17 protein-coding genes are annotated in these 20,485 nt (G+C 31.2%); 16 read left to right on the top strand and 1 reads right to left on the bottom strand.

Annotated features, from left to right (window positions below):
• Positions 1-139 precede the first annotated feature (139 nt).
• The 12 genes from M915_RS02510 (at position 140) to M915_RS02460 (ending at position 15,822) form a co-directional block, all read left to right on the top strand.
• Positions 140-439, top strand: coding sequence for a DUF503 domain-containing protein (locus tag M915_RS02510; RefSeq protein WP_235043753.1), 300 nt, complete (start codon positions 140-142; stop codon positions 437-439).
• A gap of 6 nt (positions 440-445) precedes the next feature.
• Complete coding sequence (gene nth / locus M915_RS02505; RefSeq protein ID WP_036729060.1) at positions 446-1,090, top strand: endonuclease III; 645 nt, start codon at positions 446-448, stop codon at positions 1,088-1,090.
• Between the two features lie 3 nt (positions 1,091-1,093).
• On the top strand, positions 1,094-2,509 hold the full coding sequence (locus tag M915_RS02500) for a VanW family protein (protein ID WP_036729057.1): 1,416 nt from the start codon (positions 1,094-1,096) through the stop codon (positions 2,507-2,509).
• Positions 2,510-2,734: 225 nt separating this feature from the next.
• Positions 2,735-4,897: a DNA topoisomerase III gene (locus tag M915_RS02495; RefSeq protein ID WP_036729055.1), complete on the top strand. Its 2,163-nt coding sequence runs from the start codon at positions 2,735-2,737 to the stop codon at positions 4,895-4,897.
• Positions 4,897-5,445: a hypothetical protein gene (locus M915_RS02490; RefSeq protein WP_036729052.1), complete on the top strand. Its 549-nt coding sequence runs from the start codon at positions 4,897-4,899 to the stop codon at positions 5,443-5,445. Before M915_RS02495 ends, M915_RS02490 begins: the two co-directional genes overlap by 1 nt.
• Complete coding sequence (locus M915_RS02485) at positions 5,442-6,260, top strand: CvfB family protein (protein ID WP_009222687.1); 819 nt, start codon at positions 5,442-5,444, stop codon at positions 6,258-6,260. The genes M915_RS02490 and M915_RS02485 overlap by 4 nt, the downstream gene beginning before the upstream one ends.
• Before the next feature lies 1 nt (position 6,261).
• Positions 6,262-7,806, top strand: a complete 1,545-nt coding sequence (rlmD, locus tag M915_RS02480) for a 23S rRNA (uracil(1939)-C(5))-methyltransferase RlmD (protein WP_036729049.1) — start codon at positions 6,262-6,264, stop codon at positions 7,804-7,806.
• Positions 7,807-8,019: 213 nt separating this feature from the next.
• Complete coding sequence (locus M915_RS02475) at positions 8,020-9,999, top strand: ATP-dependent nuclease (RefSeq protein ID WP_235043752.1); 1,980 nt, start codon at positions 8,020-8,022, stop codon at positions 9,997-9,999.
• A 14-nt stretch (positions 10,000-10,013) separates the two neighbouring features.
• Positions 10,014-11,759: a UvrD-helicase domain-containing protein gene (locus M915_RS02470; protein WP_036729044.1), complete on the top strand. Its 1,746-nt coding sequence runs from the start codon at positions 10,014-10,016 to the stop codon at positions 11,757-11,759.
• A gap of 1,231 nt (positions 11,760-12,990) precedes the next feature.
• The gene (locus M915_RS07360; RefSeq protein ID WP_235043751.1) at positions 12,991-13,167 is read left to right on the top strand and encodes a phage terminase family protein; all 177 of its coding nucleotides are present in this window, start codon (positions 12,991-12,993) and stop codon (positions 13,165-13,167) included.
• Between the two features lie 100 nt (positions 13,168-13,267).
• Complete coding sequence (locus M915_RS02465) at positions 13,268-14,164, top strand: Fic family protein (protein WP_036729041.1); 897 nt, start codon at positions 13,268-13,270, stop codon at positions 14,162-14,164.
• A gap of 440 nt (positions 14,165-14,604) precedes the next feature.
• Positions 14,605-15,822 carry an iron-containing alcohol dehydrogenase gene (locus M915_RS02460; RefSeq protein ID WP_009222699.1) on the top strand — a complete coding sequence of 406 codons (1,218 nt, stop codon included), beginning with the start codon at positions 14,605-14,607 and terminating at the stop codon, positions 15,820-15,822.
• 98 nt (positions 15,823-15,920) lie between these two features.
• On the opposite strand, the gene M915_RS02455 is transcribed toward M915_RS02460, so the two are convergent.
• Positions 15,921-16,463, bottom strand: a complete 543-nt coding sequence (locus M915_RS02455; RefSeq protein WP_036729039.1) for a biotin transporter BioY — start codon at positions 16,461-16,463, stop codon at positions 15,921-15,923.
• 168 nt (positions 16,464-16,631) lie between these two features.
• Between M915_RS02455 and M915_RS02450 the strand changes: the two genes are divergently transcribed.
• The 4 genes from M915_RS02450 to lysS all read left to right on the top strand — a co-directional run bounded on the left by M915_RS02450 (position 16,632) and on the right by lysS (position 20,453).
• Positions 16,632-17,429: a type III pantothenate kinase gene (locus M915_RS02450; protein WP_009222701.1), complete on the top strand. Its 798-nt coding sequence runs from the start codon at positions 16,632-16,634 to the stop codon at positions 17,427-17,429.
• Entirely contained in the window at positions 17,413-18,354 is a 942-nt protein-coding gene (dusB, locus tag M915_RS02445) for a tRNA dihydrouridine synthase DusB (protein WP_081689722.1), read from the top strand. Before M915_RS02450 ends, dusB begins: the two co-directional genes overlap by 17 nt.
• A gap of 110 nt (positions 18,355-18,464) precedes the next feature.
• Complete coding sequence (greA, locus tag M915_RS02440; protein ID WP_009222703.1) at positions 18,465-18,941, top strand: transcription elongation factor GreA; 477 nt, start codon at positions 18,465-18,467, stop codon at positions 18,939-18,941.
• Between the two features lie 9 nt (positions 18,942-18,950).
• Positions 18,951-20,453 carry a lysine--tRNA ligase gene (gene lysS, locus M915_RS02435; RefSeq protein ID WP_036729036.1) on the top strand — a complete coding sequence of 501 codons (1,503 nt, stop codon included), beginning with the start codon at positions 18,951-18,953 and terminating at the stop codon, positions 20,451-20,453.
• The last annotated feature ends 32 nt before the right edge of the window (positions 20,454-20,485 follow it).

Below are 20,485 nucleotides of genomic sequence, written 5' to 3'. Positions count from 1 at the left end.
AATACCGACAATTATATAAATATTTTTATAAAATGTATCTTCGATGTTTGACAAAGTATATTTGTGGGGATAGTATACTATAATTGAATAAATTTTAGAGATTGTATGGGGAAAAAAGTTAGTTTGAATTTTATACTTTGTGTTATATAATAAAATTATGGTTGTGGGAACATGTAAAATAAAACTTAGACTCTTTTCACCTAACAGTCTAAAGGAAAAGAGAAAGATTATAAAATCCTTGATTGAAAGACTAAAGAATAAATTTAATATTTCCATAGCTGAAGTGGAGGATAATGATTTATGGCAAAGCTCTGTTATTGGGATAGCGGTAGTTTCAAATGACAGTATCTTTGCAGATGAAGTTATCAATAAGGTTTTAAACTTTATTGAAAATTTTAATGATGTGGAAATTATTGAATGCGACATTGAAATGTTGTAGGTGAATATGAGAAAATTATTAACTAAAAAAGAAGCAGAGCAGGTACTTGATGTATTAGAGATATGTTATCCTGATGCACATTGTGAGTTAGAGCATAATTCACCGTTTGAACTGCTTGTGTCAACTATTCTTTCAGCACAATGTACCGATGTGAGAGTTAATTCTGTTACACGAGATATGTATAAAAAATATAATACTCCTTTAGATTTTATTGAACTTGGAATTTTTGGAATAGAAGAAATTATTAAGCCTTGTGGCTTTTATAGAAATAAAGCGAAGAATATTTTAATGGCATCTAAAAAAATCATTGAGGAGTTTGACGGGCAAGTTCCAAAAACGATAGAGGAGCTTATGTCACTTCCCGGGGTAGGGAAAAAGACGGCTAATGTGGTAGCATCTACTTGTTTTGGAGTTCCGGCTATAGCAGTCGATACTCATGTATTTAGGCTTGCAAATAGAATAGGATTTGTAGATGAGAAAGACGTTTTAGAAACTGAAAAAGCTCTGCAGAAAAAAATTGAAAAAAACAGATGGACAAGAGCACATCATCTTTTAATTTTTCATGGTAGAAGAATATGTAAAGCAAGAAATCCTATTTGTGAAGAATGTAAAATTTCAAGTTATTGTAAATATTTTAAAAGGGAGAAATAAGTAATGCACTTTAGTAACAAGAGAGTGATATCAGTAGTATTAGCTGTTGTATTACTTGGAATTGCAATTATTTATTATAGTAATGAATCAAAAAGCGAAAAAATACATCGTGGTATAAAGATATCTAATATAGATGTATCAGAGCTATCAGTTGAAGATGCAATATTAAAAATTACATCAACCAAGGAAGAAGAAAATAAAGATGCTAAATTAAAATTTTCAACTGAAGAAATGAATTATTTTATACCATATAAGGACTTGGGCTACACACTTGATGTTGAAACAGCAGTTAAAGAAGCTTACTTGATAGGCAGGAGTAATTCTATAATAAAAAATTTTTTTGATATTATATACACATCGATCGTTCATAAGAATATTGAATTGTCGGAGAGCTTCAGCGTTGAAAAAGTAGATGCCACAATTAATTTTTTGGTTGAAAAGGTATATAAAAAACCTAAGAATGCTGAAATATCATATAGTGCTGAAAATGGATTCAATCTTTCTAAAGAGGAGCAGGGTTCATATTTAGATTCAAAAAAATTAAAGGAATTAATATTTCATGATATTGATAAAAAAGAAGATATACAGCTTCCAATTTTAAAATCTGAACCGACTGTGTATATAAAGCAGTTTGAAGGTATAGATGGACTTCTATCTGAATTTTCAACAGATTATTCAAAATCGGAAGATAACAGAAAAGATAACATTGCATTGGGTGCAAGTCACTTTAATGATTTTATATTAAAACCTGGAGAAGAGGTTTCATTTAATAATGTTGTTGGAGATATAAGTTTATTAACGGGATTTAAAGATGCGGGAATTATAATTAACGGAGAGTTTGATAGAGGTGTTGGCGGAGGAATATGTCAAGTATCAACCACATTATATAATGCACTTATAAGGGCAGATTTGGATATTGTTGAGAGATATAATCATACAAGACCTATTTCATATGTACCGCTTGGAACAGATGCGGCAGTTTCTCAAGGATATAAAGATTTAAAGTTTAGAAATAACTTAAATCATAATATATATTTCAAGGCATTTGCAGACGGCAATGAGCTTAAATTTCAAATATTCGGAAATAAAGCGGATCGAGACTATCAAGTTGAAATTGAACCTAAGTTACTTGCAGTTACTGAACCTAATGTAATTACACAGTATTCGGATGCAATAGAAGAAGGTAAAGAGGAAGTGAAAAAACCGGGTGCAAAGGGATACAGTTATGTCACTTATAAAAATATAATTAAAGATGGACAAATTGTAGAAACTCAAAAAATATCAAGCTCAAATTACATCGCACAGGATAAAGTAGTAGTAATAGGTGAAGGTGATCCTGATGTGATAAGAGAGAAAAAAGAAAGAGAAAAGAAAAATTACAATAAAGAAAAAACAAATAAAAAAACAAATAATGATTAGGAAGTAAATATGTATTTTCTATTTTCATAAAATTTGGATAGAAAGTATATTTATTACTCATAATTTAATCGGAATGATAATATAATTTATGCATACTAATAGAGATACATTTTGTATCTCTATTTTGTTGTACATTCTTGAGAATTACATAACTTAAAATAAATATACCTTTAGTAATTCAACTCTATATGATAAAATATTCTAAGCTAAAAGAGAGGTAATAATATGAAAAAACAACTTATTCTTGCAGAAAAACCGTCTGTAGGGAGAGATATTGCAAGAGTTTTAAATGTAACTAAAAAGAATAACGGATATTTTGAATCGAATAATAAGATAGTAACATGGGCACTTGGACATTTAGTGACACTTTCAACACCGGAAGAATATGATAAGAGATATGAAAAGTGGAATTTAGAAGATCTTCCGATAATTCCAAACAAAATGAAACTATCTGTAATAAAAAGTTCAAGGGCACAATTTAATATAGTCAAAGAGCTTATCAATAGAAAAGATATTGATGAAATTGTAATAGCAACCGATGCGGGGAGAGAAGGAGAACTTGTTGCAAGGCTAATTCTCACAATGTCAGGATCTAAGAAGAATTTAAAGAGGCTTTGGATTTCTTCTGTAACTGATAAGGCGATTAAAGAAGGCTTTGCGAATTTAAAACCAGCTGAAAAATATCACAATTTATACTTGTCTGCTCTATCAAGAGCCCAAGCGGATTGGCTTGTTGGAATTAACGGATCTCGTGCATTAACGATGAAGTACAATGCAAGATTGTCATGCGGTCGAGTTCAAACTCCTACTCTTAATTTAATAAAAATGAGAGAAGATGAGATTACCTCTTTTGTCGGAAAAGATTATTTTAAACTCAAATTGATTGTAAATAAAATGACATTCAACTATATTGATGATAATAATTCAATGACAATATATGAGGAAGATAAAGTAAATAAAATATTAAATGATGTTAGAGGCGGCAGCATAAGAATTGATGATATTGAGGAAAAATTAAAGAAAAAGTATCCTAAAGAATTATATGACCTTACTAATTTACAAAGAGATGCTAATGTCAGATATGGATATTCAGCTAAGCAAACACTTGATATAATGCAAAATTTATATGAGAAGCATAAAATTTTAACATATCCTCGTACGGATTCAAGATATTTAACAGAAGATATCGTTCCTACAATTTCAGAACGTCTTAAATCTATGAATACCGGCAGTTACAGAAAATATATAAAAGAAATATTAACGGGAAAAATCAATGCATCAAAAAATTTTGTAGATGATTCTAAAGTTAGTGATCACCATGCAATAATTCCTACAGAACAACCTCTTAGGATTGATGAATTAGATGACAAAGAAATAAAAATTTATGACCTTGTTGCAAAAAGATTCTTGTCGAATTTGATGAAACCATATGAATATAAAGAAATAAAAATTTATGCAAGTAGTTCAGGACATAAATTTGTTGCAAGGGGAACTATAGATATTAATCCGGGATATAAAGCTATTGACAGTTTTGAAGATGATGAAGAAGAAAATCAAAAATTATATGAAATTAAAAAAGGGGATATATTGAAGATTTCTGATATAAAAAAATCATCTCAAAAAACATCTCCTCCTGCATATTTTACGGAAGGTTCACTTCTTTTGGCTATGGAAAATCCTCAAAAATTTGTAAAAAATATAAGCTCCCAAAAAGCATCTACACTTAAAGAAACCGGAGGAATAGGAACAGTTGCAACAAGAGGAGATATAATTGAAAAGCTTTACAACACTGATTTAATTGAGAATAACGGAAATTATTTGAGAACAACATCAAAAGGAAGGCAGCTTCTTGAACTTGTACCTAATAAATTAAAGAGTCCGGAGCTAACTGCGGATTGGGAGTTGAAACTTAAGAATATTGAGTCGGGAAAACTAAAAGATGAAAATTTCTTAAAAGAGATAAAAGAATTTTCAATTGCAAATATTGAAGAAATAAAAAACAGCAATTACCAATATAAACACGAAAATCTAACAAATATAAAATGTGAATTATGCGGCAAATTAATGCTTAAAGTAAATAGAAAAGATAAAGAGCTTTTAATTTGTCAAGATACAAATTGTGGAAACAGAAAAACATTGAGTATTATAACAAATGTTAGATGTCCAAATTGCCATAAGAAACTAAAACTATTGATGGATAATAAAAATTATATTTGTGAAACTTGTGGATATAGAGAATCGAAGGACAGTGTGGATAAAAAATTTGCTGAAAATAAAAACAAGATGAAGAAATCTGAAGTTAAGAGATATTTAAGTAAACAGTCGGATGATGAAATTAATAATTCACTGGCAGCAAAGCTTAGCGGTTTGAAATTTGGTGAGAAGTAATGAACGTGTTTAAAAGAAAAGAGAATAGAGAAAAAAGCATATATGATGAGATTTTAGATTTTGAGGAAAGCGGACAAAAAGGAAGTATATGTTTAAATTCTTATTTTGTAGAGAAATCGTCAGATTTCAGCATTGATGAACTAAAGACAGCATTACTTGATTATTATGAGAGAGAAAATAAAGCGGTAGAAAAATTCTGTAACTATTTTCAATATCATAGAGCGGAAGATATAATTAGAAAATTCGAGAAATATATTTTTTCTATGGAAGTTTTTAATGAACAAAAACTTGTGGGAATGTCAATTTTACTTATGAGAGATACAAGAACCATAGAAGCTATGAAGTTTGGGATAATGCTATCAGAGTTTTATTCTCTTGAAAATATTAGAGCTGCAATAAAAATAATAACAGATTTAGGTGCATATGAGGAATTTACGGCAATTAGTCTTAAAGCATTAAAACAAGTAAATTTTTATCCTGTTTTAAGAGATAATATACAAAGACGCGGTAATGAAAAAGTAAAAGAAATTGTGAGGAATATGGAATGAAACTTGGAAGATGTGAACTTGAAGTAAAAAAAGTATTGAAGAAAGAAATTATTCTTACGAATGGTAAAGAAGATATAAAGTTAAAAGAGTTTGATGACAAGTTGAAAGTCGGAGAAAAATTAAACGTATTTATATATGACAGTTCAAAGGATAATAGAGTAGCGACAATTCAAAAAACATTGTTAGATGTGGGAGAAGTTGCAAAATTAAAAATTGCAGACAAGACAAAATTTGGCTATTTTGTGGATATTGGTCTTGATAAAGATATATTTTTGCCATATCAGGAAACTATAGGCAGAGTTGATATACATCAATCATACTTGATGCAGTTATACATTGACAGATCCGACAGATTATGTGTAACAATGAAAATAAAAGATAAACTCTCAATGAATGATGAATTTAAGGTAAATGACATAGTTAAGGGAACTATTTATGAAATAGACTCAAAAGGAGCTCATGTTGCAATAAATGATAAATATGACGGAATGATTTTGAAAGAAGAGCTTAAGGGAATATACCGAGTTGGAGAAGAAGTTGAAACCAGAATCCAAAGAATATTAAAAGACGGTAGAATAACTTTGACACTTAGACAAAAAGCTTATAAGCAAATGCACTATGATGCAGAAATGCTACTTGAGCTCATTGAAGATAACGGAGGAGTTTTAAATCTTGGAGATAAGTCGGATCCGGAGCTTATAAAAGAAGTAACAGGACTTACAAAATCTGCATTTAAAAGAGCTGAGGGCTCATTATATAAAGATAAATTAGTTGAACTGTATCCTGAAAAAATTGTGCTGAAGGTAAATAAATAAAATGGAATTTTTAATAAGAGATTTTGACTTTAAAGGCAGAGGATTTGCAAAATATAATGAAAAAGCGGTGTTTTTGGACGGAGGAGTAATAGGAGATAAAGTACTTGCAGAGATAGTTGAAGACAAGAAAAAATACTCTATAGCAAAAATATCAAAGATACTTGAACCTTCGCCATACAGAGTCAAATCAAAATGTCCATATATAAGAAAATGTGGCGGCTGTGACTTTTTAGAATATGACTATGAAAAACAACTGGAATGGAAAAAAGAAAAAGTTAATAATGATATGCTTCGAATTGGAAATATAGAATGTAAAGTGGAAAATACCATTGGAATGCAATATCCATATTACTATAGAAATAATATTCAGTTAAAAGTGGTAGATGGTAAAATAGGATATTTTTCTAAAAATTCGAAAGATTTAATTTCAATTAAACATTGCTTAATTGCAGGAAAAGAGATAAATAGAGCAATAGAAATTTTAAAAAATTGGAAGGGTTTAAACAGCGTTGACAGTATAATTATAAGAGAAAATAAACTTGGAGAATTATTTATAGTTCTCGTTACAAAGTCCGAAATAAAGAAAGTAAATCAACTTTTATCAGAACTGCTTGAACTTAAAATTTGCGGAATATTTGAAAATAAAAATACATCGAATAAATTCAGATTTGGCAGAGAATTTAAGAAGTTATATGGCGAAGACTATTTAACAGATGAGCTTTGCGGTTTTAAATTCAAGCTTTCTCCCGTTTCATTTTTTCAAGTAAATACAACTCAAACAGAAAAGCTATATCAAGAAGCAATTGATTATCTTGAAATTAATAAGCAAGATATAATTTTTGACTTATACTGTGGAATAGGAACAATATCTCTATTTGCAGCAAGAAATGCCAAGACAGTTATTGGTGTAGAGATAGTTGAAAATGCAATTGAAGATGCAAGGAAAAATGCAGAATTTAATTCGGTAGATAATGTGAGATTTATATGCGGGAAATCTGAAGAAATACTTGAAAAGTTGTTGGATGAAGAAAAAATAATACCGAATAAAATAATATTGGATCCGCCTCGAGCAGGATTAGATGAAAAATTAATAAAAAAACTACTTGAAATTATGCCGGAAAAAATATCATATATATCCTGTAATTCATCAACGCAAGCACGAGATTTAAAACTATTAAAAGAAAAATATAAAATAGAAAAAATTCAGCCTGTTGATATGTTTTGCAATAGCGTTCATGTTGAGACAATCGTGTTGCTTTCCAAACTAGATTCAAAGAAATATATTAGTGTAGAACTTCCGATGGATGATATGGACTTAACAAGTGCAGAGAGTAAAGCAACCTATAAACAAATTCAAAACTATGTTTTTAAGAAGTTTGGATTTAAGGTATCTAATTTATATATAGCACAAGTAAAAGAAAAATGTGGAATTAAAGAAAGAGAAAATTATAATAAACCTAAAAAAGAAGACTTAAAACAACCAATTTGTCCAATAGAAAAAGAAGAGGCAATAAAAGATGCGTTTAGATATTTTCAGATGATCTAATAGATGTTCACTAAAGCTAAAATTTCAAAATTAGTATTTGAAAATGTTTAAGTTTAGTATCCTATTAATAATTAAATATTGAATAGAGTAAGTCTATTTTAGCAATAGGTGAGCAATATTATATAAATATAAATTATCAGAAGATGAAATTGATTTTTCGAAGAAAAGATTAAGCCTATGGAATAATGTTAAAGTTAAAAAATTAGTGAAAGGATGGCTAAAATGCGATTATCGAAGATAAAGATTAAAAACTACAGATTGCTTATTGATGCCGAATTGGATGTCGATGCAAAAACAACCCTTATTGTTGGCAGGAATAATACTGCCAAGACTTCCTGTAGTAACTGTATCAACACCGTGCTGCAAGGAAACGATTTTTCATATAATGATTATCCTATATCAAAGCGAGAAAACCTCTACAATCTGATTTTTCAGTTCATGGAGAAAAAATTAAGTTATGAAGATTTCTGCAGAGGAATAGAACCTATTTCTATAGAGTTTGTAGTTGATTATTCATTGGATGATCCAGATACAAAATTGGGGGCATTATCACCTTTCATTATTGACGTTGATGTGGATACCACTGCAGCGTTAATTCGTGCGGAGTATCAGTTGAAAACTGACGAAAGCAAACTGCGGGAACTGTTTAAGGATAGTTGCTATAGTAATGATAAATTTGCGCCCAAAGCAGAGGAAATGCACGCTATGCTTGCAAGCAATTTTTCGAGGTTGTTTGGCTTAATTATCTATGCGGTTAATCCAAAGAATTTAGAAGATCGGCAAGTTAAAAGTCATAGAGAACTTGAAGACCTTTTCCCTTATTATCCGATTCCTGCAGAACGCATACTTGGAGAAGATGGTACTCAAAAGAACGAGTCCCTTAGTTCGTTGATTGCGGACTATTTCAGCTTGAACGAGGAAGATTTGACACCTGATATAGCAGAGAAAGTCAAAGAACTCCGTGCAGTAGTTGATGGTGCAAACAAAAATGTGCAAAAAGAAAGCGATCGAATACTCAGTGACTTAGTCAGCAAGGCAGTTGGTTTTGGATATCCTAATGTTGAAGAATTGCAGCTTGGTGTTACTACTGAGTTAAAAATTGATGATCAAATAAAAAACCAGACACGGCTTTCATATAGCTCTGGCACCGATGACGAAAGCCTGCCCAGCTCCCATAACGGACTGGGGTACAAGAATTTGATTAAAATGGAATTTCTCTTGGCTGCGTTTGCACGAGATGTTGAGAAAAAGGGAGACGCCTGTATTCCATTGTTGTTCATTGAAGAACCAGAGTCACATATGCATCCTCAAATGCAGCATGCGTTTGCGGAGCATTTAGAAAAATTCCTCGATAAAATTACAACTGTTCATATTCAGACGTTTTTAACTACTCACTCTGCACATATAGCGAATACTATGGATTTCTCTAAAATCCGGTATGCGCAAAAGTCTAAATCTGGAGTTGTTTATAAGAACCTTGATATTTTTGCGAGAGAAAATGCTGACAACATGGATTTCATCAAGAAATACCTTACACTTAGCAGATGCGATTTGTTCTTTGCAGATAAGATCATTTTTGTTGAGGGTGCTTCGGAGCGGTTGCTGCTACCGGACATGATAGAGAAATGTGAGAAAGAAAAACTGTTTGATTCAGAAAAATATAAACTGCCCGCACAGTATTATGCTTTGATCGAAATTGGAGGAGCATACGCATACAAATTCATACCTTTTGCAGACTTCCTCGGACTCCCTTGCTTAATCCTTACGGATATAGATTCTATGATAGATGGCAGAACAAAGGCTGTTGTCAGCAAAGGTAAGACCACCTCCAATGCAACAATAAAATGGTGGATGCGCAAAATTAAGGGTATTCCGCAGAATAGTAAAGATAAGATTTACCTTGCGGATATCACCGCTGCAACAGATGCAGAAAAGACTCTGGGGAAATGTCATATTGAATATCAAACTTCGGAAAATGGGATATGTGGCAGATCTTTGGAAGAAGCCATCATGAATGTGAATCGTAGTCATTATGGGTTCACAGAACCTGTTGCCGAAGAAGATTTGGAGTTTACTGAGAAAAGCAAGACGGACTTTGCACTCAATCTGATTTGCAATAATCCCAATTATTCTATTCCTCAATATATTAAAAATGGTTTAATATGGCTTAATCAGCAGCGAGTTCTTGAATAAGGAGGTGTTGAGAATTGTCTAAGAATTATGAATGTTTAAACTATAACATAGCTAAGGCGGAAGCAGACAAAGTCGACGAACAAATAATTTGTGCACTCAAGGCTGGGCGTAGCTTCCGCGTGGAGGCAGGCGCTGGTTCTGGAAAAACCTACTCACTAAACCGTGTAATCGAATGGATTCAAGCAAATAAGTGGAATGATTATCGCCGAAAAAAGCAGAATGTAATATGTATTACATATACAAATGCAGCTGTTGATGTGATTTCGCAGCGCTTATCCCAAGATTCATTTATTCTTCCGTTGACAATCCATTCATTTGCTTGGAATGCAATCAAGCAGTATCAAAGTACCCTTATTAGCATTATCGAGAACGATGCGTCATTAACAACGACGGAAACGGACTTTAGCAAGGTGTTAGAGATTCGTTATACTTTAGGACACCGTTATGTATCCCAAGGAGTTCATTACTTGCACCATAATGATGTTTTGAAGCTTTTTTGTACTCTGCTGGATAATGCAAAATTTCGCCGTGTTTTCTCTGACAATTACCCGTTGATTTTAATTGATGAATACCAAGATTCCTACAAACCGATTATCACACGTTTTATAAACTTTTTTATTGCAGAAGGAGTAGGCCCACAATTTGGCTTTTTCGGAGATGCATGGCAAACTATTTACCAAACCAACAACGCTTGCGGTGCGATAGAGCACAGCAATCTTCAGGAAATCAAAAAGGGTTCAAACTTTAGATCAGCTCCCAGAATTGTGAAGCTATTAAATGATATTCGCCCAGATTTACCACAACAATCTGCAATAGATAATTTTGAAGGTGAAGTAGTTGTTGTGACTTGCGATGATTTTTCTGGAGAACGTCGAACAGAACGTACATTCAAAGACGATCTCCCCGCAGAAGAACTGAAATCCAGACTGTTCCAGCTTTCAGAACACATCAAGAAAAACGCGTCAAAGGATGAAAATATTAAAATTTTGATGATTACTCATAAGGTTCTTGCCACACAGCAAGGATATGAGCGTCTATTAGCCATTATTGATGATGGACTCAGAGATAAACAAGATCCATTTTTGCTATTCTTCATGAATATCGTTGAACCGATATATGAAGCACTCAGCACATCAAATATGCAACTTCTGTTTGATACGCTTGGAATCAGACGATATCCTATCACGAAAAAAGCTGAGAAGATGAAATGGAAAGAGTTTGAGTCGCAGCTAAAGAAAGCCCGTAATGGCAGAGCCATTGATGTTATCAACACTATCGTAGAGACAAAGTTGGTGCCTATTCCATCATTGGTTGGTGGATACTACCATCTATATTTTGATGCCCCTGATACAATCTATGGATTGGATGCAACAATCCGGGATGTTTTAGATTTAGATTACAGTCAATTTAAGGCGGCAATTGAATTTCTGTACCCTGAATCAGAGTTTTCGACAGAACATGGTGTTAAGGGCGAAGAATACGATAATGTTGTCTTCGTTATCAGTAAAGGATGGAACCAATACCAATTTGAGACTTATGCACCTATGATAACTGGGAAAGTTCCAATACCAGTAGGTAAAGAGGCATCATATGAACGAAATAGAAATTTGTTTTATGTATGCTGCTCAAGACCAAAGAAAAGATTATTTTTATTTGTTTCAATACCTCTTAATTCCACTTTTAGAAATTTTCTAATCGATATAGTTGGATCAGAAAATATTTATACATTTAATGAATATTTAGATAATAAAGCTAAATAAAATGTTGGTTTGAACAAATCTGAAAAGAAAGTTGTTTCTTTACTTATTGAAAATTCAGCTTCCACTTCAGATGAGCGTGTAATTTAAATTGGTTTAACAAAAAGAACCATAGAGCGAACATTTATTTCTTACAAAATGAAAAAGTCATCGAAAGAATCGGAACAAAACGTGATAGAAGATGGTTTGCAATAAAATAGGAAAATAATCCTCATAGATATATTTTATGTTGATGTTTATATGTGGAAGTTTGGACAAAAGTTCGCATGTGGAGACGGTAGCATTGATGTCAAGAAAATGAAAAAATCTGACAGGAAACTACTGAATTTAATGATTTTTAGGATATTTTATTGAAGAAAAGTCGTTAGGGAACTGGTTGGTATTAGAATATTCCAAGGTGTATAGACACTATGTATATTTATAAAGAGATAAGATAGGGATTATGATACAGGATTTTAAGAATATTAGAAGAGCAACTTTATTTTCACATTTATTAATAGTTTTTTTATTATATTTTTTGTAAAATTTGCCGAAAGATTTTCTTATGTCTATGAGACGGATAGTATAAAAAATATAGCAACTATTATTATAGATTTACTTTTTGCGGTATTACTTATTATACATTTTATTTTAATCATAATTAATCTTATAGTCTTGTTACAAGAGATTACCAAAAAACATTTGCATTTCATAGATGTCTTATGGTGTTTGTATCCAATCTTAATTCTTTTAATAATTTCAGGATTTGATAAGTTTAATTTATTAAATGTTATAAAATCACTTTTTAATATAATTATAAATTATATTTACAGATAAAATGTTATTAAAAATATATAATTATATTATAATTAACAACAGTACCCGACATGCCTTTTAACAATGCATACCAAGTCGGGTCTTTTGATTTTAATAAAAAACACCCTTTCATATGTTACAAGAGCTTGTTCCACGAATATTATATCAGACATATTAAAGATATGTAGCTAAGATAATTGCAGAATATTTGAATAAAAATTTGATGATTGTTTGAAATAAATATACATAATTTATTAGATGAAATATCCGCTAACCATACTGTCATCATATTTAGGAATAGAGACGAAACGGAAATATTTATAAATAAACTTGATAAAAATGGGGGGATAGTAAAATATATTTAGATTTAGTTTCAAAATGGAAAAATTTATAATTAATAAAAAAGAAAAATAGATCATGGAGGTAATCCGGTTATAAAATGGATAATATATTTATACGAGCAGACCATGTTGGAAACATAAAAATATACAAGAAAAAATCTACAAAAAATATAGATGGAGTAATTGCTACAATTATGGCTCTTGATAGAGCAATAAGATGTGGTAATGATACTAGTGAATCTGTGTATGATGACAGAGGACTCATTGTGTTTTAATATCCATTACTATTATTCCTAAAACTGAGGTATTATATTCCGATGCCCTTGACATTATTCCGATGAAATAATATCATAAATTATGAAAAGGAGGAAGGGTATGTTTATAGGAGTAAGCGAAATTGCAAAAAAATGGGGCATATCAGAAAGAAGAGTTAGAATTTTATGCAGTGAAGGAAGAATTCCTAATGCTTATAAAGAAGGTAAGACATGGAAAATTCCATCTAATGCGATAAAGCCGACAGATGAAAGATTTACAAGGCCTAAAACTCTTCTTCCGATAATTGATGAAAAATTAGCAAAATTAAACACACTAAGACCTCTTACAGAGGGAGAAGTGTCAAGGCTAACAGAAGATTTCATGATTGAATACACATACAATACAAATGCGATTGAAGGAAACACTCTTACTTTAAGAGAAACGGATATGGTTCTTAGAGGACTCACTATTGATAAAAAACCATTAAAAGATCATATAGAAGCGGTTTCTCATAAAGAAGCTTTTTATTTTGTTGTAGATTTAGTTAGAGAAAATAGAGAATTAACAGAGAGTGTAATAAAGCAAATTCATTATCTTGTATTAGGAGAGAAAAAAGAAGATAGGGGAGTTTATAGAAAAGTTCCAGTTCGTATAATGGGTGCAAGTCATGAACCTGTGCAACCATATTTAATTGAGCCTAAAATGGAAGAACTCTTAATAAATTATAAATCATCAAGTGAGCATATAATAACTAAACTTGCAAAATTTCATATAGAATTCGAGGGGATTCATCCATTCATTGATGGAAATGGAAGGACTGGCAGACTTCTAGTTAATCTTGAACTTATGAAAGAAGGTATTCCGCCGATAGATATTAAATTTACAGATAGAATAAAATATTATGATGCTTTTGATGAATATCACGTAAAAAATAATTTAAGTGAAATGGAGAGTTTATTTGCCTCTTATGTTAATGAAAGATTAGATGAGTATCTAGGAATACTTGAAATAAAATAAATTATATTTAGCACTCGTTTAGATGGGTGCTATTTTTATATCTAATTTTAGGAGGTGGTAATATAAATATTTTAAATAAAATATTCACCCATAAGGGTACAGGTAAATCAAGGTATATCTAAAGACGGGGAGAGAATTTTTCATCTTCGCTTTCTATTAATGGCTATGAGAATATAATAAATTTAATCTTTAAAGAAAATTACATAGAAAAGTATGAGGATAAAGTATTAAAGTTATTATAAAGAGATGTAGAAAATTAGAAATACAATTACAAATAAAAAATTTCTGTATAACTTAAGTTAAAAACATTTTAGCAAAAGATGAAAATAAACTATATTATAATAAAAAAATAAAATTATAAAATTATTATTGATTTTTACTGTAAATATGTTAAAATATAATTGTTAAAATAATAACGAATATAGAAAGGGGTAATATGAATGGCACGTTTTACTTTACCAAGAGATTTATATCATGGAAAGGGTTCTTTAGAAGCACTTAAGACTTTTGAAGGTAAGAGAGCAATGATCTTTGTAGGTGGGGGCTCTATGAAGAGATTTGGATTTTTAGACAAAGCAGAGGGGTACTTGAAAGAAGCAGGTATGGAGGTTGAAATTTTTGAGGGCATTGAACCTGATCCATCTGTAGAAACAGTTATGCGAGGAGCAGAAGCGATGTCTAAATTCAAGCCTGATTGGATAGTAGCTATTGGCGGCGGTTCTCCTATTGATGCTGCAAAGGCTATGTGGATTAAATATGAGTATCCTGAGTGTACATTTGAAGATATGTGTAAGGTATTCGGATTACCTAAACTTCGTACTAAAGCTCATTTTTGTGCAGTATCTTCTACTTCAGGAACAGCTACGGAAGTAACAGCATTTTCAATTATTACAAATTATGAAAATGGCGTAAAATATCCTATAGCTGATTTTGAAATTACACCTGATGTAGCTATTGTTGATCCGGAATTAGCAGAAACTATGCCTAAAAAACTTGTGGCACATACAGGAATGGATGCATTTACACATGCCGTTGAGTCTTATGTATCTACAGCAAATTGTGATTACACAGATCCGTTGGCAATTCATGCTATTGAAATGATTCAGGAAAATCTTGAGGGTTCATATAATGAAGATATGGAAAAGAGACATGCAATGCATAATGCACAATGTCTTGCAGGTATGGCATTTTCAAATGCTCTTCTTGGAATTGTTCACTCTATGGCACATAAAACAGGTGCTGCATTTAGTGATTATGGTGCACATATAATTCATGGCGCTGCAAATGCTATGTATCTTCCAAAAGTTATCGCATTTAATGCAAAAGATGAAACAGCTAAAAAACGTTACGGTGTAATTGCTGATTATATGAAATTAGGTGGAAATACAGATGATGAGAAAGTTGCTTTATTGATTGAATATTGTCGCAATATGAATGATAAGCTTAATATTCCTCATTGTATTAAAAATTATGGTGCAGATAGTTACCCTGTAGAGCAAGGATTTGTTCCTGAAAATGTATTTTTAGAAAGACTTCCTGAAATTGCAAAACTTGCTATTGAAGATGCTTGTACAGGTTCTAATCCAAGAATTCCAACTCAAGAGGAAATGGAAAAATTGCTTAAGGCAGCATATTATGATACAGAAGTAGATTTTTAAATTATTTAATTTTATTCAATAGAAATTGTAAACAAAAATTGAACCTCTATCAGTAAGTTTTTATCTACTGATAGAGGTTCAATTTTTGTTTTTGCTTTTTACATTTTATTAAGTGCATTTTTTACTTTAGGAGCAATTATTACAACGGCAATAGTTTTAATAAGAGCTCCGGGGATAAATGGAATTAGTCCCCAACTTAATAGGGTGTAAAGACTATCAGGCGCTTTACCCAATGAATTTAATATAACATACATATATGGAAGACCGATTGCATAGAAAATAACTTGTCCAATTAAAAGGGAGATGAGAAGTTTTTTTCTATCTGTTGTATTTTTTACGATTGAACTTATTGCATAAGCTCCTATTGCAAAGCCTATTATAAATCCAAAACTTGGCGTAAATACTGTTCCAAATCCTCCATTAAATCCTGCAAAAACCGGTAATCCGATAAGTCCCAAGAGTATGTATATGAATACAGATAAAAATGCTTCAACAGGTGTAAGCAATACTCCGGCCATCATTACAAAAAATGTTTGCAATGTGATTGGAACCGGGTTCATGGGAATCGTTATTGCAGATCCCACACAGATAAGTGCTGTTAAAAGTGCAATTTTTGTTAAACTTTTTGTCTTATTTTTCATAAATAGCCTCCTAAATAATTAATTGTAATTATAAAATCAGTTAACAAATATGTCAAATTGTCAACATTGTTTACTAAAATTTATAAATTTTTAGAATGTCTTGAAAAAAACATATCAAATGTATATACTATAAAAAAATAAACTGTTATATAGAGGTTAAGAAATTATATGTTATTAGTTATTGATGTAGGAAATACTACAATAGTTTTTGGAGTGTATAAAAATGATGAATTGGTGCATGATTTTAGAATATCCACTGTAAAAACAAGAACATCTGATGAGTATGGTATGTTATTTTACAATACGCTTGCTCATGCAAACATAGAGATTAATGATATAGATGATGTAATAATTTCATCTGTAGTTCCAAATATTATGCATTCGTTACCGAGCATGATTATTAAGTATTTTAATAAAAAGCCAATTGTTATAGATCAAAGTTTAAAATTTGATTTAAATATTAAATATGATAATCCTAAAGAAGTCGGGGCGGATAGAGTTGTAAATGCGGTAGCTGCTGTAAAAAAATATGGCGGACCATGTATAATAGTTGACATTGGAACTGCAATGACATTTTGTGTAATTGATGAAAATAAAAATTATCTTGGGGGATTAATACTTCCGGGAATAGGAATTTCTGCAGAAGCATTGTTTATGAGAACATCAAAGCTTCCGAAAATTGAGATAGTAAAACCTGATTCCGTTATTGGTACTAATACTGTAAGTTCTATGCAGTCAGGGTTGTATTATGGATTTGCATCAATGATTGATGGAATAATAGATAAGATTGTTTTAGAGCTTGGAATGGATATAGAAAATATAAATTTAATTTCAACCGGAGGGTTTGCATCATTACTTACATCCGATTCAAAATATAATATAAAAATTGATAAGTTTCTTACTCTATATGGGTTAAAAGTTATTTATGATATGAATAAGGAAGATTTAATTGAAGAAAAAAATTGATGGAGCTATTTTATCACCTCTTGCGGGATATACAGACATTGCTTTTAGAGAAATATGTTCTCAAAAAAATGCCTATATGACAGTAACGGAAATGATAAGTGCAAAAGCTTTATATTATGGAGATAAAAAAACTAATGAATTATTAAAAGTTTCACCATTTGAGAAAAATGTGGCTGTTCAAATTTTTGGAGATGATCCGGATATAATGGGATATGTTGTAAAGAACAGCTTAAATTCTTTAAATTTTTCATGCATAGATATAAATATGGGGTGTCCGGCTCCTAAGATTGTAAAGAATAATAACGGTTCCGCATTACTTGATCAGCCTAATCTTGCATATAGTATTATAAAGAGTGTTGTAGAAAATTCAAATGTTCCTGTTTCTGTAAAAATAAGAAAGGGAATAAGGAATACAAATTCTATAGAAGTTGCAAGACTTGCACAAAAAGCCGGAGCTTCATTTATAACAGTTCATGGAAGAACGAGAGAAGAATATTATTCAGGACTTTCGGATTGGAATTATATAAAATCTGTTGTAGATGAACTTACAATTCCTGTAATTGGAAATGGAGATGTTCAAAGTTATGAAGATGCAATGGAAAAAATAAAATTTTCAGGAGTAAGTGGAGTTAGTATTGGAAGAGGAGCAATAGGAAATCCATTTATATTTGATGAGATTTATAAAAAATCAATTGGATATAACTATGAAAAGCCGACTGATTTAGAAAAAATAGAGATGGCATTGAGTCATCTTAAGTTAAATTGTGCATATAAGGGTGAAAAAATAGGTATACTTGAAATGCGAAAACATTTTGTAGGATATTTTAAAGGCATGAAAGGTTCGAAAGAGTTAAGGGACAAAATAAATAAAATTAATAATTTGGAAGAAATAGAAGAAATAATATGTAAATATATGCAGCAATAAAGGCCTTTACTTGACAAAGACCTTTATTTTTACTATAATTAGTGAGACTTTTAAGTAAGTAACTTGTAAGGGCGTGTTGCGCCTTATTTTTTATATAAGGAGAGATAAATTTGGTAGAAAAAGATATATTTTTCACTGCGGAAGGTTTGGAAAAAATTGAATCTGAAATAGAATATTTAAAAACAGTTAGAAGAAAAGAGGTTTCAGAGAGAATAAAAGTCGCACTTGGGTACGGAGATTTATCTGAAAATTCAGAATATGATGAAGCAAAAAATGAACAAGCTCAAGTTGAGGAGAGAATTGTAAAACTTGAAACTATGGTCAGAAATGCAAAGGTAATAAGTGAAACAGATTTAAATACTGATGTGGTAAATATAGGTTCAACAGTTAAAGTAAAAGATTTATCTGATGGAGAAGAAGAAGAATTTTTAATAGTAGGTTCTGCGGAGGCGGATCCTCTTGAAGGAAGAATTTCAAATGAAAGTCCTGTAGGTGGAAAGCTTATAGGTTTAAAAATAGGCGAGGTTGCAGAAGTTGAAGTGCCTGATGGAATTATAAAGTATGAAGTAGTAGGGATATCTTTATAGGAGGATAAAATGCAAAAGTCTGAAGAAAAAAAATTAAATGAAATGCTTGTTTTGAGAAGAGAAAAGTTGAATGAACTTAGAGAATCAGGTAAAGATCCGTTTAAAGTTGCAAGATATGATGTTACTAATTATTCAAAAGAAATAAAGGATAATTTTGATGCATTTGAAGGGAAAAAAGTTTCAATAGCAGGTCGTATAATGAGTAAGAGACGTCATGGAAAAATTGCATTTTTAGATGTTCAAGATAAGCTTGGAAGAATACAAATATTTGCAAGAAAAGACGTACTTCTTGACAATTATGAAGATATCAAGGGATATGATATGGGAGATATAATTGGTGTAGAGGGGGAAGTATTTAAAACGGAAGCCGGAGAAATTTCGGTAAGGGCTGAAAGTACACTTCTTCTTTCAAAATCACTACAAATATTACCTGAAAAATTTCATGGATTAAAAGACCCTGATCTTAGATACAGACAAAGATATGTAGATTTAATTGTGAATCCGGAAATAAAAGATGTATTTATTAAGAGAACTAAAATTTTAAAATCAATTAGAAATTATCTTGACAGCAGAGACTTTTTAGAAGTAGAAACTCCAATTCTTGCTACAGTGGCAGGTGGGGCGAATGCAAGACCATTTTTAACTCATCACAATACTCTTGATATGGATATGCAAATGAGAATTGCAAATGAGTTATTTTTAAAGAGATTAATAGTTGGCGGAATGGATAGAGTATATGAAATGGGTAAAATGTTTAGAAATGAGGGAATGGATACAAGACATAATCCTGAATTTACTAATATTGAGGTATATCAAGCATATGCTGACTATGAAGATATGATGAGACTTACAGAGGGCATTTTTGAAAATGCTGCAATGGAAGTTTATGGTACTACAAAGATCACATACCAAGGAACAGAAATTGATTTAAAAGCACCTTGGAAGAGAATAACAATGATAGACGCAATTAATGAAGCTACCGGAGTTGATTTTAATAAAATAGATTCTGATGAAGAAGCACAAAAAATTGCTAAGGCAAAAGGACTTGAAATTGAATCTGATTGGACAAGGGGAAAAATAATATCAGAAATGTTTGAAGAATTTTGCGAGGCATCATTAATTCAACCTACTTTTGTATTAAAACATCCTGTTGAAGTTTCACCGCTTGCAAAAAGAAGTGCTGAAGATCCAAGATTAACAGATAGATTTGAGGCATTTATAAATACATGGGAATTTGCAAATGCTTTTTCTGAATTAAATGATCCGATTGATCAAAGAGAAAGATTTGAAGAACAAGTTCGTGAGAAAGAAGCGGGAGATGATGAAGCTCATCCTATGGATTATGATTTTGTCAATGCACTTGAAGTTGGATTGCCACCAACAGGCGGACTTGGAATAGGTGTTGATAGAATGGTAATGTTACTTACAGACCAACCTAGTATAAGAGATGTGGTATTTTTCCCTACAATGAAACCTATAGTAAAAAAAGATGAGGAAGAACAAGAGTTATAGGATTTTTTGAATTAAAAAAGGCAACATTTTAG

It is taken from the genome of Peptoniphilus mikwangii (genome assembly GCF_000468535.1).
GTDB lineage: Bacteria > Bacillota > Clostridia > Tissierellales > Peptoniphilaceae > Anaerosphaera > Anaerosphaera mikwangii.
Note: the sequence above shows the minus strand (reverse complement) of the source record. Positions and strands in the feature narration are given on the sequence as shown.

Excerpts from the sequence above, each read along its gene's own strand:
- M915_RS02450 (WP_009222701.1), top strand. The coding sequence starts at position 16,632 with ATGTTATTAGTTATTGATGTAGGAAATACTACAATAGTTTTTGGAGTG.
- M915_RS02475 (WP_235043752.1), top strand. The coding sequence starts at position 8,020 with ATGGCTAAAATGCGATTATCGAAGATAAAGATTAAAAACTACAGATTG.
- M915_RS02495 (WP_036729055.1), top strand. The coding sequence starts at position 2,735 with ATGAAAAAACAACTTATTCTTGCAGAAAAACCGTCTGTAGGGAGAGAT.
- M915_RS02455 (WP_036729039.1), bottom strand. The coding sequence starts at position 16,463 with ATGAAAAATAAGACAAAAAGTTTAACAAAAATTGCACTTTTAACAGCA.
- M915_RS02485 (WP_009222687.1), top strand. The coding sequence starts at position 5,442 with ATGAAACTTGGAAGATGTGAACTTGAAGTAAAAAAAGTATTGAAGAAA.
- nth (WP_036729060.1), top strand. The coding sequence starts at position 446 with ATGAGAAAATTATTAACTAAAAAAGAAGCAGAGCAGGTACTTGATGTA.
- M915_RS02465 (WP_036729041.1), top strand. The coding sequence starts at position 13,268 with ATGTTTATAGGAGTAAGCGAAATTGCAAAAAAATGGGGCATATCAGAA.
- M915_RS07360 (WP_235043751.1), top strand. The coding sequence starts at position 12,991 with ATGGATAATATATTTATACGAGCAGACCATGTTGGAAACATAAAAATA.
- M915_RS02490 (WP_036729052.1), top strand. The coding sequence starts at position 4,897 with ATGAACGTGTTTAAAAGAAAAGAGAATAGAGAAAAAAGCATATATGAT.
- M915_RS02460 (WP_009222699.1), top strand. The coding sequence starts at position 14,605 with ATGGCACGTTTTACTTTACCAAGAGATTTATATCATGGAAAGGGTTCT.
- M915_RS02500 (WP_036729057.1), top strand. The coding sequence starts at position 1,094 with ATGCACTTTAGTAACAAGAGAGTGATATCAGTAGTATTAGCTGTTGTA.
- rlmD (WP_036729049.1), top strand. The coding sequence starts at position 6,262 with ATGGAATTTTTAATAAGAGATTTTGACTTTAAAGGCAGAGGATTTGCA.
- lysS (WP_036729036.1), top strand. The coding sequence starts at position 18,951 with ATGCAAAAGTCTGAAGAAAAAAAATTAAATGAAATGCTTGTTTTGAGA.